The sequence below is a fragment of the Polaribacter filamentus genome, assembly GCF_002943715.1.
Taxonomy (GTDB): domain Bacteria; phylum Bacteroidota; class Bacteroidia; order Flavobacteriales; family Flavobacteriaceae; genus Polaribacter; species Polaribacter filamentus.
Window position 1 is genome coordinate 2,073,329 of record NZ_MQUA01000013.1, and the last position, 17,819, is coordinate 2,091,147.

The 17,819-nt window shown below is 34.2% G+C and carries 10 protein-coding genes; all 10 read right to left on the reverse strand.

Annotated elements, in window-relative coordinates:
• Positions 1–9: 9 nt before the first annotated feature.
• The 10 genes from BST83_RS11560 to BST83_RS11605 all read right to left on the reverse strand — a co-directional run bounded on the left by BST83_RS11560 (position 10) and on the right by BST83_RS11605 (position 17,799).
• Positions 10–1,305 carry a glycoside hydrolase family 99 protein gene (locus tag BST83_RS11560; protein ID WP_104809926.1) on the reverse strand — a complete coding sequence of 432 codons (1,296 nt, stop codon included), beginning with the start codon at positions 1,303–1,305 and terminating at the stop codon, positions 10–12.
• Between the two features lie 163 nt (positions 1,306–1,468).
• Positions 1,469–3,016, reverse strand: coding sequence for a sulfatase family protein (locus BST83_RS11565; RefSeq protein WP_104809927.1), 1,548 nt, complete (start codon positions 3,014–3,016; stop codon positions 1,469–1,471).
• A gap of 188 nt (positions 3,017–3,204) precedes the next feature.
• Positions 3,205–5,448 (reverse strand): GH92 family glycosyl hydrolase, encoded by a 2,244-nt coding sequence (locus tag BST83_RS11570; RefSeq protein WP_104809928.1) that lies wholly within the window; start codon positions 5,446–5,448, stop codon positions 3,205–3,207.
• A gap of 659 nt (positions 5,449–6,107) precedes the next feature.
• Positions 6,108–6,935 (reverse strand): metallophosphoesterase, encoded by an 828-nt coding sequence (locus BST83_RS11575; protein WP_104809929.1) that lies wholly within the window; start codon positions 6,933–6,935, stop codon positions 6,108–6,110.
• Positions 6,917–8,023 (reverse strand): alkaline phosphatase, encoded by a 1,107-nt coding sequence (locus tag BST83_RS11580; protein WP_104809930.1) that lies wholly within the window; start codon positions 8,021–8,023, stop codon positions 6,917–6,919. The genes BST83_RS11575 and BST83_RS11580 overlap by 19 nt, the downstream gene beginning before the upstream one ends.
• A gap of 323 nt (positions 8,024–8,346) precedes the next feature.
• Positions 8,347–10,614: a GH92 family glycosyl hydrolase gene (locus BST83_RS11585; RefSeq protein WP_104809931.1), complete on the reverse strand. Its 2,268-nt coding sequence runs from the start codon at positions 10,612–10,614 to the stop codon at positions 8,347–8,349.
• 83 nt (positions 10,615–10,697) lie between these two features.
• Entirely contained in the window at positions 10,698–12,056 is a 1,359-nt protein-coding gene (locus BST83_RS11590) for a glycoside hydrolase family 99 protein (RefSeq protein WP_104809932.1), read from the reverse strand.
• 47 nt (positions 12,057–12,103) lie between these two features.
• Entirely contained in the window at positions 12,104–13,066 is a 963-nt protein-coding gene (locus BST83_RS11595) for a BT_3987 domain-containing protein (protein ID WP_205853578.1), read from the reverse strand.
• 135 nt (positions 13,067–13,201) lie between these two features.
• A complete protein-coding gene (locus BST83_RS11600) occupies positions 13,202–14,917 on the reverse strand; it encodes a RagB/SusD family nutrient uptake outer membrane protein (protein ID WP_104809934.1) in 1,716 nt (571 codons plus the stop codon).
• Positions 14,918–14,937: 20 nt separating this feature from the next.
• Positions 14,938–17,799, reverse strand: a complete 2,862-nt coding sequence (locus tag BST83_RS11605; RefSeq protein ID WP_104809935.1) for a TonB-dependent receptor plug domain-containing protein — start codon at positions 17,797–17,799, stop codon at positions 14,938–14,940.
• Positions 17,800–17,819 lie beyond the last annotated feature (20 nt).

Below are 17,819 nucleotides of genomic sequence, written 5' to 3' on the forward strand. Positions count from 1 at the left end.
GAACACGCATTAATTATTTTCTCTAACAGGCATTTCTTTAGAAAAAGGGATTTCCCCACGCAACATTTTTCCTGCCATACCACTTAACCAGAGATAATGGTCTGTTGGCACTTCCTTATCATTAGGTACAAAAATGCTTGTTCCAACAGGAACTGTATGCGAAATTTTAATAATGGCGGTGCCTTCATCAATTTCGTCAAACATGGCGACATACAGCATTTCTGCTCCACTTTCAATAGCACCTGCAATTTGTTTCCAATAAAAAGCCCCTTTATTTCTCGGTATTTTATCGGATACCTCATTCGGTTTCATGTTATACCACGAGAAACCTGGAAAAACTGTTGGCGCATAGAATTTATCATGGGCTTTACTCCATTTAACATCCTCTATAATTTCATTTTGACGGTATGCTTCATAACTCTTCTCATTATATCTTCCAACAAGCCAAGGATGCACCACATCGGCTTGCTCTATAACCTCATGTAATCGTGGGTCGCCATCAGTATCTGAGCCCAATGTTCTCCAACGTGAAGGAATGCCCAAATGAATGGAACAACCTCCATAAACCGGATCGTTCTTAAAAAAGTCCATGATGTCAAATATTTCTGGAATATGTCCAGATTCCCGTGTTCCTGCACCAATGCCCCAAAAAGCAACTAAGGGTTTTTTATTGTGAAAGAGATAGGTGGTTTCGGCACCTTGATTGGTCAGTTTTAAATCGTCAACCAGATGTTTCCAATCTTCAATAACCAACTGGTATTTAGAATCGTCCATACTTCCAAGGTCGTACATCAACGCTATGGCAACACCGTATTTATTGGCTGCTTTAATAGCAGAAGCCAATACTTTATCACTATGGTTTTTACGTTTTTCATCTGTTAATACTGAAAAGAAACGTTGCATAAATACACCGCTCACGCCATATTCTTTCATCCATTTGAAATGTAGATCCACGGTACTTTCATCATAAGAACTGAAAACATACGCAGGAGATCCGTCGGGGAATTTAAAAGGTGTTTTATACTTTACTTTATATTCGTCCATTTCTGGCCAATAATCAATGGTACAGCTTCCATCTTCAAATTTGCCATTTTTGCTATAATGTGTCCACCCCCGGTCTGCTCCATCGCCTTCACAATTAAACCAACCTTGATAACCCGCCATTACCAACCCTTTATAGCTCAAGTACTTACTTGATATGGCATGTTTGGTTTGTGAACCAACAACATTAGGCATAAGTAACAAAACTAATCCACCCAAAATAAAAAGGGTTTTAATACTTCTTTTCGAATTTTCTAATTGCATATTTTCTTTGATGATTTAATTTAAAATTAAGATGGCACTTATTTTGGTTATTCATTCAATATTTTTTTTGAATGACCGTAATTAGTAATAATGAATCATTTTGACGTCATATTGTCCCGATAATTATCGGGATTGTTTCAGCATCTCATCTCATTCAAAATAATTAATGGCTATTCCCTTTTTCAATCATGTCATCTAACGTTTTCTTGAGCTCTTTTACTTTTTCTGGGTATTCTATAGCTACGTTTTTAGTCTGTTGGGGGTCTTCACTTAAATTAAATAATTCCACCTCTTGATTGTGTGGTATAACACCACGTTCTTTTTTAAACCATTCGGGGTCTTCCTCTACGGCACCAGATGGGGCATCCATATATACCCAATCATCCGCACGAATACCCATTTTTCTTTTTGTGTTATGATAAATAATAGGAGGACGGTTAAATTCGTTAGTAGTTGGTTTTAACAAAGAAAGCATGCTAAAACTATCTTCACCAACATTTTCAGGAATTGTATCGCCTACAATTTCAGCAAAAGTGGCCATCATATCCGTTAAGCAAAATGTTGTGTTATTTACCGTGTTGGCTTCTACATTACCTGGCCAGCGGACAATAAATGGTGTACGGTTGCCGCCTTCCCAGGCATCGCGTTTTACACCACGCCATTTACCCAAACTGTAATGTTTAAAATCCTTAATGCGCTCATAAGTATATTTATCGGGTCCGTTATCAGAAGAAAAAATAACAATCGTATTATCCGCAAGCTTTAATTCTTCTAGTTTGTCAAGCATTTTACCAATAAAATAGTCAATTTCATAAACATAATCGCCATAGCGCCCTACCTTAGATTTGCCTTGAAATTGTTCTAAAGGAACATAAGGTGCGTGCGGACCAACAGAATCCCAATAGATAAAAAACGGCTTGCTTTTATCTTGATTGAATTTTGGATTCTCTTTTTTTCCGACATAAACTTCCATGTATTCAATAACCTTATTACCACTGTTAGGTAATAAATTATAAGGGTTTTCTACTTCAAGAGAGGGGTTTAGGGGCAGACTGTTTTCAAAAACAAGTTTGCTATCACTTATGGGATCCATCCCTCGAATGGTATCATGCCCTATTTTAGGATATAAATGAGTGTCTGTCCATGTGTAATCGAAACCAAATAATTGAGGCCCCGAAAGTTTTTTGTTAGGAAAATCATAGGCCTCTTTTGTTCCTGGTTTCTTGCCAGGTTTAACAGCGTCAGAATAGTTATGGCTAAGTCCCCATTTACCCAATTGTGCTGTATTATAACCATTTTTTTTAAGTAAAGAAGCCAATGTAAGCCGACCAGATTCTATACCAACATCGTCAAACTTTCCTCCATTTCCATGTCCATTTGGTCCTCTTCTCCAAGGATAACGCCCCGTTAACAAACCATATCTGCTTGGTCCGCAAATTGGTGCAGCGGTATGCGCATCTGTAAATCTCATACCCTGTTTGGCGAGCTTGTCAATGTTTGGTGTTGGGATTAAAGATTCGGGGTTATAACATTGTGGATCGCCATAGCCCATATCATCCATATATATGAATAATATATTGGGTTTGTCCAACGCGGTCACTTCTTTTTTAGTAGTTAAATCTTTCGAATCCGTTTTCGAAGCATTTTTGCAGCTTGCCAACACAAGAACAAGTAGCAAAGTTGTTAGTTTGGTAACTAGTTTAATTTTCATTCTAATTTTTATTTTTTATAGTTTTATTTTAGTGAATGACAAAAATTTGATAATGTATCGTCAGTCTGAGCGCAGTCGAAGACATTGTAAACATCGTTTTTATAAGCATTTTCAATTGCGCTCAATGCGACACTTTTTTGTTTTTATCGCGTACTCAGAGTTGGATTAAATTCTTATTAATTTGTTTATTAAAACTTTGGTATTTTCGCATTCTTCCCCCACGCTTTATTTGGTAATTCGTCTAAAACAAGTTTTAATGTACCGCCGTCCATAATTTGTTTGTGTGTAATAAACGGACTTGTAATTTCTTGTCCATTAATAAATGCTTTCTGAATGTATTTTTTAGTTCTGCTAGCGCCTTTAGCATGTATGACAAACTTCTTACCATTTTCAAGATTAATAGTCGTTTTTTCAAATACGGGACTTGTAATATCATAAAAAGGTAAGCCAGGGGTTGTAGGGTACAATCCCATTGAGGTAAAAACAACAAAGGCCGTCATGCCGCCACCATCTTCATCTCCTGGAATTCCAAAAATAGTATCCTTAAACCATACATCCAGCAAAAATCGGGTGCGCTTTTGGGTTTTCCATGGCGCTCCAAAATAGTTGTACAAATATGGAATATGAAACGAAGGTTCATTACCCATGGAAAATTGACCAACAAGACCCGTAGAATTTGAGCCGTTTACATAAAACAAATTTCTTTTCATTCCTAGTGGTTCTCTAAACAATTGGTCTAATCTGTTTTCAGCTTCTTTTTTTCCACCGAGCAGTGTTATTAATCCATCAATATCTTGCTGTACATCCCAAGCATAGGTCCAACCGTTATTTTCATCATAATAATCTCTATATCCTGCCCCCCCTGCAGATTTTGGATCAATATCAATCCAATTACCCTTGTCGTCTTTTGGCATAAATAATCTATGTTCGTTATGCCATAATTTTTTATAATCGTTTCCTTTTATTGAAAATTTATTATAATCGTCCTGTTTTCCTAATTCTTTTGCCAATTCACCCAATGCCCAGAAATCGTAACTAATCCCTAATGTTACCGCTACGGCTTGACGTTTTTCAAAATCATCCATCATGGCTATGGTCTCTTTTTCTCCGGGATGAAGCGCCGGAAAATAACCATGCTCGTGATAAAAATCATCAATCTCCAGTTTAGGAGTGCCTTGGCGCCATGGAATAAAAGTAGCTTGAGTCATGTTTTTTTTAATGCCTTCATAAGCTTTTTTAACATCGTAATCTTTTAAACCTTTTCTATAACCATCAATAAACAAGGATCCCGAATGGTATGAGTTCATGCACATGTGGTTGCCGTGCACTTGTGGAAACGTTGGCATCCATCCGCTTTGTTCGTACATTAAGGTGTATGAATTTAGCATATCATTTTGCATTTCGGGAGTTAAAATGGTACGCAATGGATGGGCTGCCCGATAGGTATCCCACACCCAATCATCTGTATAAAATGGGCGATTGCTTTCATGAACTTTTCCATCATAGCCACTATAATATTTTCCGTATTCGTTGATATTAATCATACGCTCATACGTGCGATATAATGCCGTATAAAAAGTACGTTTCTGCGCCTCTGCACCGCCTTCAACTTCTATTTGATTAATCACTTTTTCCCATGCTTTTTTGCCAAATACCACTACATCATCAAATCCTTTAGATGCTAATTCCTTTTCAAAATTTATTTTAGCCTGCTCATGACTTATATAAGAAACGGCATATTTAATATGAACTTCTGAAGGTGCCTCTTTTGGAAAGGATATAGAAAACTTACTGTTAGAAGTATTTCCTATAGTGCCTTTTATTACTTTATTATTAGAGTCTGTAATTATTGCATACACGTAAACTGACATAACACGAGTTACTGGACTTGTTCCCCTAGTGGTATACTTTACTTTTTCAGTAAAAGCAAAAGCATTTTCGTTGTTTAAAAAAGCCGTCATGTCATTAGACCCTTTTATTAATATATTTTTATCTGCACGTTCAGGGAATTCGATTTTGTATATAGCCGATTTATTGGCAGGGGTAAAACTAACCCTGATATCATCATCAATTAAATAGGTACTATATAACCAAGGATGGTATATCTCTAAGTCATGATCTATATTCATTTTCTTATTCCAAGAATCATCAGTTATTGTACCTAATGAAACTTTCATTTGAAATAAACCAGGGCGATTTCGATGCCCCACTATTTGAAGTGGAAATGCCGCTACCTCATCTGAAATGTAATCTGATTTAGCGGGAAACATGCGCAACATTTGATTTGGAAGTTGCATAGTGGGGAAAGTTGGCACTAAAAACCGGGCTACATTTCCAATAGCAGGATCAACGTATTTTGTAAAATCTTCCTGAGCAAAAGACGTTGTTGTAGCATAAAAAGATAGGACTGCAATAATTATAATTTTCTTCATTAAAAAAAATGGATTAAGTATTTTAATTTTTATGCTAATTAAACCGAGAAGCTTAATATTTCATTAATAAAAAAATAATTTTAAGGGTCTGAAATAATTTTCAATGAAAAAAATTAAAATAGAAGAAATAATAGTAAAATCCCGTATTATAGAATTTGTTTTCTAATTTATTCTGATATTTTTAACACGTCTTGTCGTCCTATAAAAAATTTAAACCTACGCCTCTTTTAAAGTCATAATTAGAGAGTTGATTAAAACAAACTTAAAATTAGTTTAATATTAAATACTAATCAAATTTCAAATCTAAAGGACTCATATCAACAAACACATCTCAAAAGAATTACAAAACAGAAAAAATAAGTAGAAAATTTATAAGTTTTAGTACAACACAATTTCGTTTAACCGCAAGTTTATTAAATCTTTAAATAAAATGATAAAACCCCTCGATATAATACCACATCTTATTTAAAATGACCGTAACAAAATACCCTTTTTTACTTTCTATTTCAACATAAAAGAAACCGTAACTGCGGCTATGCTTTATTTTTCTGTTTTCTATAAAGAAAAAAATCATCATTTTTTTTACAGTAATTTTAATCAAAAAATGGTATAAAGTCATTTTTAAAAATTTACCCTTAAGTATTTGTTATCTTCATTTACTATTCCTTTTCCTTCAATGCCACAAAATTATGAGAAACACTATCAGAAGTCACATTCCACAACCGAAACCCTAATGGCCGCTTATCAAAATTTTTACTTGTAGTTTCGCCACTAACCAATTGTATATTTCCAAATTGATTAATTACCGTTTCATGTTTATGCCCTGACAAGTATGCCTTAACCTTATTCTTTTTAAGAAGACTCAAAATTTCTTTGCGAGTATTTAATGGTAAATTAAAATAAACCTCTTTCTCGTCAGGCGTTTTTAAAAATATGGGATAATGCCCAATTACAAAAATGGAAGCATCCTTCTTTCCTAAACTATCTAAAGTATGCTTAAACCACTCATGATGTTTTTCAGATTCATGAGTTACATTAACTTTCCATAACTGAGTGTTGGTAACCATAAATGTTATATCCCTATTTTTAAAAGTGAAATAATCTTTACCTATTACATCCCTATAGTAAGCTAATGTAATATCATTTGGAGTATTCCCCACGTCATGATTTCCTGGAGCTAGGTAACAAGGTATATTAAAACCTTTTAAAATACTTTTAAAATCAGCATAAGAACTATCTGAAGCATGGTGGACCAAATCTCCACAAATCACAGCAAAATCAGGTTCTAATTCATTTATTTGGCTTACCGCTTGTTTAAATGACTTGATATCATGTTCATAACCACCCATACCCAGTTGGGTATCACAAAGTTGTACAAAAGTAAATGGCTCCTGTTCCTTTTTAAAACAAGACAAAGCTGTTAACAGCAAACACAACAAACCAACTAAAAACTTGCCATTCATATAAGCTAATTCTTTGTTTTCCAATTAGTAACTTTTAATATTTTATCGAATATCTCATTATTTTCATAAACCCCTATGAATTGCTCAGCCCCAGGGCCAAAAGCAAAAACAGGAATTAATGTTGCTGAGTGACCGCCATTTGAAAAAGACATACCTACTTCTGTATAATCTCTATATTTTGATCCATCTTTTTTTGTTTTCTCTTTTCCTGAAAGTGTAAACCCTCCTGTTTCATGATCTGAAGTTACAATAACTAAGGTATTTCCATCTTTTTGTGCAAAATCCAAAACCTTCCCAATAGTATTATCAAAATCTATTAATTCAGAAACTAAATAAGGGCCATCATTTTGATGACCACCCCAATCAATCTGAGAACCTTCTGCCATGATAAAAAAACCTTTATTATCTTTTCCTAAAAAATCAATAGCCAAATTAGTAGCTTTTGAAAGAAAATCACCTCTTCCTTCCGACATTTTTGGCATTTCGTTAGGTGCTAGTAAATAACCTGCTTTTTTGTAATTTTTAATACTATTAAAATCATCCAAACCGTTTTTATTTATATAAAAATCTTTAGCTTCTAATCCTTTTATTAAATCATTACTAAAAAAATTTGTTCCCCCAGCTGCAAAAAAATCAACACTTGATTTTACGAGATCTCCCGCTATTTCTTTATTCATTTGTCTACTTGGTTGATGCGCAAAAAAACTAGCAGGTGTGGCGTGAATTATAGAAGAGGTTGCAATGAGGCCTGTTTTAATATTATTATCATGAGCTATTTCAACTAAATTCTTTAAAGCTAAAGAATCATTAGAAACTCCAATGGCACCGTTAAATGTTTTCTCGCCACAAGCAAAAGCTGTTGCTCCTGCTGCCGAGTCTGTAACATCTTGTTTTGAAGATGATGTATTTATGAGTCCAATGTTATCAAATCTAGCGTAGTTTGCTTTTGTATCTTTAAAATAAAATGCAGATGAAATCTGAGACAATCCTGTTCCATCACTAATCAATAAAATTACATTTTTTGGCTTGTTATTCTCCTTGATAGTTTTTACTGAAACACATGAAGTAATTAAAAAAACCAACAGTATTAGCGCATTTGTTTTTAAATTCATTTTATTTAATTTATAAAGTTCGACTAAACCTTTTTCTTTTGAAATTGTAGAATAAATATACTATAGACTATTCTCCTACTTAAATTCACTTAATTTACATAACGCTGAATCATACTTTCATACTATTGACTATTAATAGCTTAACATCAATACAACTAAAATATCTTCTTAATATTTTAATTTACTTCCAATCATTACTTTTTTCTTATGATTAATTGAACTCAATTTATAAACTAAAACTAATCTAAACAAATAAAAAAAATCACTCGTGAATATAATATTTGATTCACTTATGTTTTATAATCAATATTTAATTAAAAATTTTAATCTATTGATGGAGGAGCACTACTAATCGCACTACCCCAATTTTTATTAGCCTTATTCCCCATTATCAATTCCAAAGTTCCTCCATTAGCAATATCATTATGTGAAAACCATGGCTTATCCCAAACTTCCCCATTCAATCTAGCAGATTGTATATACTTATTTTCTGGAGCATAATTTCTTGTGCTTATTGTAAAATCACTTCCATTCTCTAAATGCACTATAGATTTTTCAAAAACAGGGCTACCAATATTATACATTGGTATACCTGGTGTTACTGGATAAAATCCTAATTGAGAAAACACTACAAAAGCTGTCATTCCACCCCCATCTTCATCTCCTGGCACGCCCATTAAATCATCTCTAAACCATTGATCTAATAACGTACGAATCCGTTTCTGAGTTTTCCACGGCTGTCCTGCATAATTATATAAATAAGGAATGTGTAACGAAGGCTCATTTGCCATAGTAAACTGCCCTACGTTTCCGGTTTGGTCCGGCAATTGTGCATAAAAAGCGTATTTACTCCTACCCAAAGGTTCAATAAACATACTATTTAAATTGTCCAAAAAAGAGGCATTTCCACCCATTAGATTTATTAAATCCTTTATGTTATGTTGCACATCCCAACGGTAAGTCCAGCCATTATTTTCGCTATAAAATTTGCGGGCACCCATGCCACCTGAAAATTTATAATCAAAGGGTTCTATGAAATTGCCTTGATCATCTTTAGGATGGAAAAATTCAGTTTCTGGATTGAATAAGTTTTGGTAATTAAAAGAATTCTTAAGAAAATGTTGATATTCTTGATTTTTTCCCAATTCTTTTGCTATTTGGGATAGGCACCATTCGTCATAAGACGTTCCCAAAGTTACTGCCACAGGCTGTCTGCTTTCAAAAACATGCACTTCTGGCACGGTTTCTTCTTCGCCTTCATGTAACGCAGGAAAATAACCTTTTTCTTTATAAAATGCATCCAGCTCTCCTGCCGGTTTTCCAGACCAAGGCGCCAAGGTTTTTTGAGTTATAGCATTTTTACAAGCTTCGTATGCTTTTTCTAAATCAAAGTTTCGCAATCCTTTTTTATAGGCATCAATCACAGAAGCCACACCGTGGTTGGAATTCATTCTGCGGCTATCGCCTGTTACCTCTGGAAATGTAGGCATCCAAAAATGATCCATTTGTTCAGCCATAGTTATAAATGAATTTATAACATTTTCTTCGGTCTTAGGGTCAATCAAAACTCTTAAAGGGTGGTGTGCTCTGTACGAATCCCAAATCCAATCATCTGTGTAGAATGGACGGCCATTATCTTCATGAACGCTATTATCAAAAGCACTGTAATATCTGCCATCCTCTGAAAGACAAACGGGTCTTTCGTAAGTGCGATATAGTGATGTGTAAAACACAGACTTATCTGAGTAATCACCACCTTCAACTTCAATCTTATTTAGAGCATCATTCCAGATTTGACGTGCCGAAGTTTGTAGTGACTTTATGTTTTGAGCTTTAACTTCTCGTTCTAAATTGCGCTTGGCTTGATTTTCATCAATAAATGAAATACCATAACGGATATTTAATTTTTTAATGTTTTTAGGAAATTTTAAAACGACGCAGGCATCTGTTCCTTCAGTACTTGTTTCACCATTTAACAAACTATCTTTAAGTGCAGAGACTGTTTCTGGCTGCTCTTCCAAAACCATATACAAGTAAACTTTTGTGTCATTTTCTATAAGTTGAAATCCTGATAATGCAGAACCATCCCATGCCATAAATCCATTTCTGGAATTGACAATCAAGTAAGCATCTTCATCCTTAGCAAAATCAATTTCATACATCGCCGATTGATGTGACAAACCAAAATTAACGGTGGTTTGTTGTTCATCTAAATAAACTTTATAGGAATAAGGAGTTAATTTTTCATTGTCATAACTATAATCTATTACGGGTTTTAAATCTGCTTCTTCTCCTTGAAAAGGACTAAGATTAAAGGCTGAACTTCCACGATGGCTTGTAATTATTAAAGGTAATCCATTTAATAAATCTGCTGTAAAATCTCGACGTTCTGGATATACACGCAACATACTATTTGGTAAATGCATGGTTGGAAATGTGGGCACTAACAAGTGACTTATGTTTCCTATATAAGGATTTACATAATCGACAGGATCCACTTTATTCTCTTTTTTAGCAGTAACCGAATAGGCCATTAAGCCTAATACAAGGGCCGTTCCTATAAATATCGTATTTCTCCAACTTTTTTTCATCTTTTACTTTATATTTACAAAACAAAAAAATAAATACAAGCAAGAAAATGGGCTTACTTGTATTTAAAATTATGTTATTCAAATTAATTACGTATTGGTTTCGTGCTATTATAAGAATCATCACCATGAAACCAATTAGCTGCTTGACCAGTTAACCACAAATAATAATCAGATTTTAAACCTTCTTCAATGCCTACAAATTTATAGCCATCATTACCTTCAACTACGGGTACTTCATTCTCTCTTTTAACCTTAAAAATGGCAGTTCCTTCATCAACTTCATCAAACATGGCCATATATAAGCTCTGAGCACCACCAGCCTTAGCTCCATCAACTTGTGCCCATAAGAACTCACCTTCTAATCTTGGGATTGAATTAAAATAATTAGGCTCTCTCTTTAAGTTCCCCCATGAAAAACCAGGAAAAACTAAAGGCACATAATCTACATCGTTCTCTGCAGCCCATTGTACGTCTCCAGCCACTTTACTTACATTTCTGTAACTAGTAGGTGAATTGTAACGTCCTACAGCCCAAGGCATAATCATATCTACTTTTCTGATTATATCGTGTAATTCTGGACCAGGCTCAGTATCATTAGTTTGTTCTCTCCAATAGTATGGTACACCAAGCATGATAGAAACCTTATCATCATTAGGTCCTTTTAAATTATCTACAAGTTTATCAACATCTTCAGTACTATAATCTCTATCTCCATCAAAACCAACACCCCATATAGACATCATAGGTTTACCGTTATGCCATAAATAGGTTGGATTTTCAATATTATTATTTAGTCTAAATTTACGTACTAATTCATTCCAATCCTCTTGTAATAAAGGAATCCTATCACTATTGCTTCCACTTAAATCATACATGACACTAATTGCTCTCCCATACTTTTTTGCTGCTTTTAAAGCATGTCGTAACACCCTATCAAAATGACGTTTACCATTTTCATTATCAATTACTTCAGCTAAAAACCGTTGCATGTGTACACCATCGATATTGTTTTCTTGCATCCATCTAAAATGTGTATCAACAGTTTGTTCATCAAAAGAACTAAAAAGAAACGTATCCGAACCATCAGGATTTTTATAAGGCGTTATATATTTATTTTCATATTCAGTCATATCTGGCCACATATCTATTGAACTACATGAGTTTGTAAAACCACCACATGCGCCATTTCGATAGTGATACCATCCTCTATTAGAGTCATCGCCTTCAGCCGCAAACCAACCTTGGTAGCCAGCCATAACTAAACCATTATAAGATTTGTATACGCTGTCCTCTGGATCGTAAACGGTATCATCTTCAAGAACATAACCAGGTGCAACGAACATTGCACTTTCCACACCGTTAGGTTTATCGCACGACGTATTGATTACCAAAAGAGGAACAATCATTAGAAAATAATAAAATTTTAATTTCAAATTTTTCATGTATTTTTATTTATTTTTATTTTTTTAGAATACCGAAAATTGACTAATTATTGAGTGACTTTAACTGAAAATTTTTCGAATTTAATATCAGTATCTAGAAACACCAATGAGTCATTAACTTGATAAGATTGACCACGATCTTCAAAAGTATAGTCAAGATAAATAGTTCTGTGTCTTTTACCATTGTAACTCTCAGCTCTTTGATCAGCTTTTGAATAATAAATACCTGTTCCGCTAATTATATCTGTTGTACCATCAAATGATCTCACTGTAACATCATTATTAGCTTCATCAAAAGTTAAAACCATAGAATACTGTTCACCCCTTCTTTCCTCATATCGACCACCACCAGCAACTTTATCAGTTTTACTTTGAGTTAAAGAAGCCGTACTTAACTTTATTCCAATATTATCATCAAGAAAACGTGTACTATAGCTAATGGTATCTTTTGGTGCAGTAGGATCAGTTATGTTAACACTTCTTCCACGATACAAATAAGCACCATGAGTTGGATTTATATATTTAACACCAAAAAGCACATAATCTTTTGGCTCTTGGCCCGAAAGCCAATCTGAACTAACACGTCGATCTGGATTAACCACACCACCAGCAGGAAATCCTTGAAGAATTGAATCTGCTCTTTTTACCGCAGTCATTTTAACAGGAATTACATAATGCAAGCCAGTTGTTAAAGGATCTGCAAAAAAAGCATCTGTTAAATCAACCCGCATTTTCCCAATAAAACTACCTGCTGGAATTGTTATTTTATCGAATGTTGCATTATAATAACTTGGAGGTAATATTTCAAGAAGATTATCATCACCGTCTGTTATATTAAGGGCTAAATCTGAAGCTAACTCAACATCTATCTCTATATCTGCAGTGTTTTTATAAGCACCGCCCATAGTAGCACCTATACTAAAAGCACGTTCTATATCAATAGAATTATCACCTATTACCTCATCACCAAGCATAATTGTTCTTATAGGTGTTTGGAAAGGGAAATACACAGATTGAAATTCGAAATCATCAAATTCAATATCAGTATTAGTGCAGCTTACTATGGCTATAATTAAGCCCAGTATTATATATATTTTTTCATTTTAATAGTTTTTATTTTAATAGTTTTCTTATTCATATGTTAATTATTGCCATCCTTGATTTTGAACAATGTCATACTTAAGTGTTTCATTAAATGGAATTGGTCCATAAATTTGAAAATCTGAGAAATTTCTACCTTCAACTTCAATATATTCATAATCTAATTCGCCTCCGTTATTTGTAACAATTACACCACTTACTGGATTTTTCATAAGGGACGTTAAATTCCATCTACGTATATCCCAGAAACGTTGTTTTTCAAAACACAATTCAAGTCTGCGCTCATTACGAATCAAGTTCGTCATTTCTGCTGTACTTAAACCATTAACATATGCTGTAGACGTGATACCTGCTCTATCACGAATAGCATTAATAACTGCCCGCGCACTGTAACCTCCAATAATAGCATCTGGTCCACCAACTTCATTAGCAGCTTCAGCAAACATAAGTAGTGCATCAGTATAACGCGCGTAGGTATAATACCGAATACCTGAAGAATTAATTCCAGGAGCTAAATTCACAACCTTTACGTTCATAAACTTCTTTAAATAATAGCCTGTTTTAGTAGCATCTAAATTTTGACTTCCAAGAGCATCTTGAGATCCCACAACTGTATTTAATGGTTCATTTCTGTATTGAGAACCTTGATACATAATGTATTCAGATAATCTGGGATCTCTACCAGAATAAGGGTCATTAGAATTAATTTTATCCGCAGGTGTTGGTGTACCATCTACAAGAGGAAATGCGTTTACTAATTCTTGTGTAGGATTGGTTAAACCTCTACCAAATTGCGAAGGTGGAAAATTAGTACGTTCCCAGCCATTTTCTCCTGTTTGACGAAAAGAATACCACATGACATCTGCATGAACGTTATTTGTTCCAGGGACTACTGCTTCGTTATAAAATTTAGTTTTGGTTCTACCAAAATCACTACTTGAAATTCCATTATTATCATCCATAAGACCAACAGCAGCTTCTGCAGCCATTTGATAAGTATAGGTGCCATCTGAATAGGCTGGGCTAGCAGCATATAATAAAGCCTTAGTTTTTATTAATCTAGCAACATGACCATTAATCCTATTGGTATTTCTTTCCCCAATAGCTTGGTCTGCATCTGCATCACCAGTAGGTAGCCATCTACCGGGTAGTGCTTCAATAGCACGGTCACAATCATCGATAATAAATTTTATAGTTTCGTTGAAGGTTGCACGTGGTATTTCATATTCCGGAGAATTTTCTAATACTCTGTCTACTATGGGCACACCAAGTAACTGACCATTCTTACCACGGCCAGCATGTGCTTGCAATAGATGAAAATAATTCCAAGCTCTTAAAGCATAAGCTTCGCCTCTTAATTTCTCATCAAAAAGTGCCGAAGTAGTTTCGTTTCTTGGAAACCAATCAATCCCTTCCATTTCCTCTAAAAATGAATGGATGTAAAATATGCTTTCATAAGAACTATTCCATACACTAAAAGGATTTGCAACCGAAGTCCAACCACCTTGCACCACAGCTTTTACACCACTACCAGGGTCATTATTTACAGCATCATCAGAGGCGTAAGCCAATGTAAAATTATCATGAGACGCTGGCACTTTACGATATGCATTTATCAAAAGTCCTTCTACAAACGTTACAGTGTTCCTAACATCTTCTATAGAAAATATATTTTCATCCTCAGGTTCTAAAACATCACAAGAATTGAACACCCCAAGTATTACTGTTAAGATTAATATCAAATATTTTTTATTTTTCATTCTGTTTTTAGTTTAATTGATTAAAATGAGGCTACTAAACCCAATGTAAGACTACTAGTTCTTGGAGCACCTCCAATACTAATTTCGGTGTACTCCTTATTTGCTCCTAAAATCAAAACATTATTTGCTCTTACAAAAACTCTTGAATTTCTAAGTGCCGACGTTTCCTTTAAACCTTCAAACTTATAAGTAAGTTGCATTGTAGGTATAGTAAAAGTATCGTTTTTAAAAATCCAAAAATCTGAATCCCTATTATTATTGTCAATATTATTAGTAGATAGTCTTGGATGCAAAGCATTTACATTTTTATTATTTGGACCATAAGCTAAATTAGCTTGGTTTGAATATTTTGAATTACCATCTACACGGAAATAAGATCCACTGCGGAAATTGCTATCGCCACTAGTTCCAATTCCGAGCATATAAAACTCGAAATTCTGAAAATGAAAATCTACATATAAACTGTACTGTGTACGAAGTCCGTGACCAATAATACGTTGATCAAGATTATTAATAATACCATCATCGTTTTGATCCAAATACTTTATATCTCCGGGTTGTATATCTCCAAAATCAGGTTTAGGTAGTCCATCTACTAGTACAAGGTTTCCATTAATACTTCTGGTAAAATCATTTTCAGCATAAAGCCCATCAGATTTTAAACCCCACACGGCATCTGAAGCTGTTCCTTCTCTCAGAAGTGCTCTGTCAACACCTTGATAAAATGGCTCTTCTCTCTTTGTCCATTGAGGATTAATGTAAAGCATGTTTCCACCTACAGTCATAGTTACATCAGAAGTAGGTTTAAACTGGTAACTTAACCCTAGCTCTATACCTTGGGTTTGCGTACTGTTAAAATTTTCGATTATTCTATTATCATAACCTAAAAGTTCTGGAGTACTAAAATTCATCTGCGTAAGATTGTCCAAAGATTCACTATTAAAATAGCCCAATTGTAAACTCATAGCTTTATCAAAAAATAAACCATCCATTCCTAAAGTAAAATCCCTTCTTTTCTGCAATACTATATCATTTGCAGCGGTAGTTAAAGTGGTTTCATTATTCCTACCAGCCCCATTAAAATATGTAAGGCTTCCACCCTGTCTAAACGTATTTTTATATAAAAAATAATCATCTTGAAAGTTTGTCCAATTATCATTTTTAGAAACACCATAGGATGTTCTAATTTTTAAGTAGTCAATAAATGACGTTTTTGGCATGAAATTTTCTTCAGATATCACCCAAGCAGATCCAGCAGAAAACGCCGGTTCTATGCGCTTATTCTCACTAAGACGTCTGCTTCCTACTCCTACTAAACTTAGTTCAACTATATATTTTTTATCAAACATATAATTTGTTGTTAATGCTGTATTAAAAAACACCTGATTTTGTAAATTTTCTTCAACAGACACAATATCTGTATTTACTAGACCTGTTGCAGAAATAGCGTGTTTACCAAAAGTCCTGTCATAATTTAAAGTTCCATAATACGTTGTTTGTCTAAAAAATTCAGAATTATTTTCATCAATATTAAACCTGTTAGCTTCCACATCCTGATTAAATTCCGAAACGTCAACAACATTGCCTTCAGCACTAAATATAGGCTGGTACACTTTATATTGAGGATCTTGACGCGTAAAAATACTGTTGAAAAAATTCATTCCACCATAAAATTTACCAGAAAGCCCTGGAGTAATCCCTCTTAAATCAATATCAAGTTTAATACCAAATTGCACCTCACGATCCATAAGTTTTCTCTTTCCATTACGTGTAAACTCACCATAAACGTTATCTAAAAATGTTGAGTTACCACCTAATAATTGACCATCAACTAGTTTAGCCCTACCAAGAATACTCTCTCTAAGTACATCATCGTTAATTAAATTTGGATCCCATAACACTGGATAATTATTTGGCAATTCATTACTAGCAAATCCCCAAATACTATTAGCCTGAGGCCTTGTGTTGAATTGAAATCTACCTGTGGTATTTACACTCATTTCTATATAATCATTCACTTTAAAATCAAGATTACCTCTAAAGTTCAAACGATTTGTATTGTCTGATTGTGGTGTATTAAGCCATCCATTATTATTTGTCCATTCTGTATTGGCATAATAGCGTACATTCTCGCTTCCACCCCTTACATCTGCAAATATGTTTATGTCTCTTGTACTCTCTTTTATGTATCTATCTGAATAAAAATCATTATCAGGATACCGCGCTGGATTTTCACCACTTCTAGTAGCGTTAATAGCTTCCTGAGAGTATCTAGGCACAAAATCATCGGGATCTGCATATTGACCATCATTAAATAATGCCTCATTGAAACGGCTCATATAATCTGCAGCATTCAAATAGTTTGGCAATGCTCTTGGCTCAGAATATCGATATTGCGCTGACACTCTTACCTCATGCGTACCTGCTTTTCCTCGGTTGGTTGTTACCACAATGATACCATTATCTGCCTGAGCTCCAAACATGGAAGTTGATAAGGCATCTTTGTAAATTACAATACTATCAACTTCTAGCATATTCATACTATTTATATAGAATGAGCTTTGACGAACTCCATCTACTAAAATTGTAGCACCTCCATTACCCCAGATATTGGTTCCTCCAAAAACACCGGGAACTTTACCGTTTATAGCCTCACCTACTGAGTTGACCTGATCTCGTTTAAGTTCCTGTTGTACATCTATAATAACTACAGAACCTGCTTTTTGCCGTTGTGTAATAGTATTAAAGGCTTGTTTTATTTCTTTATCGTAAAGCGGTATTTCTACCTGTTTAACCGCAATACTATCTTGTGCATATACCCCATGTGATAATACAAAAAACAGTAATGTATAGATAATTTTACTAATTATTTTTTTAATCATAATATTAGTTAATTGGTTTA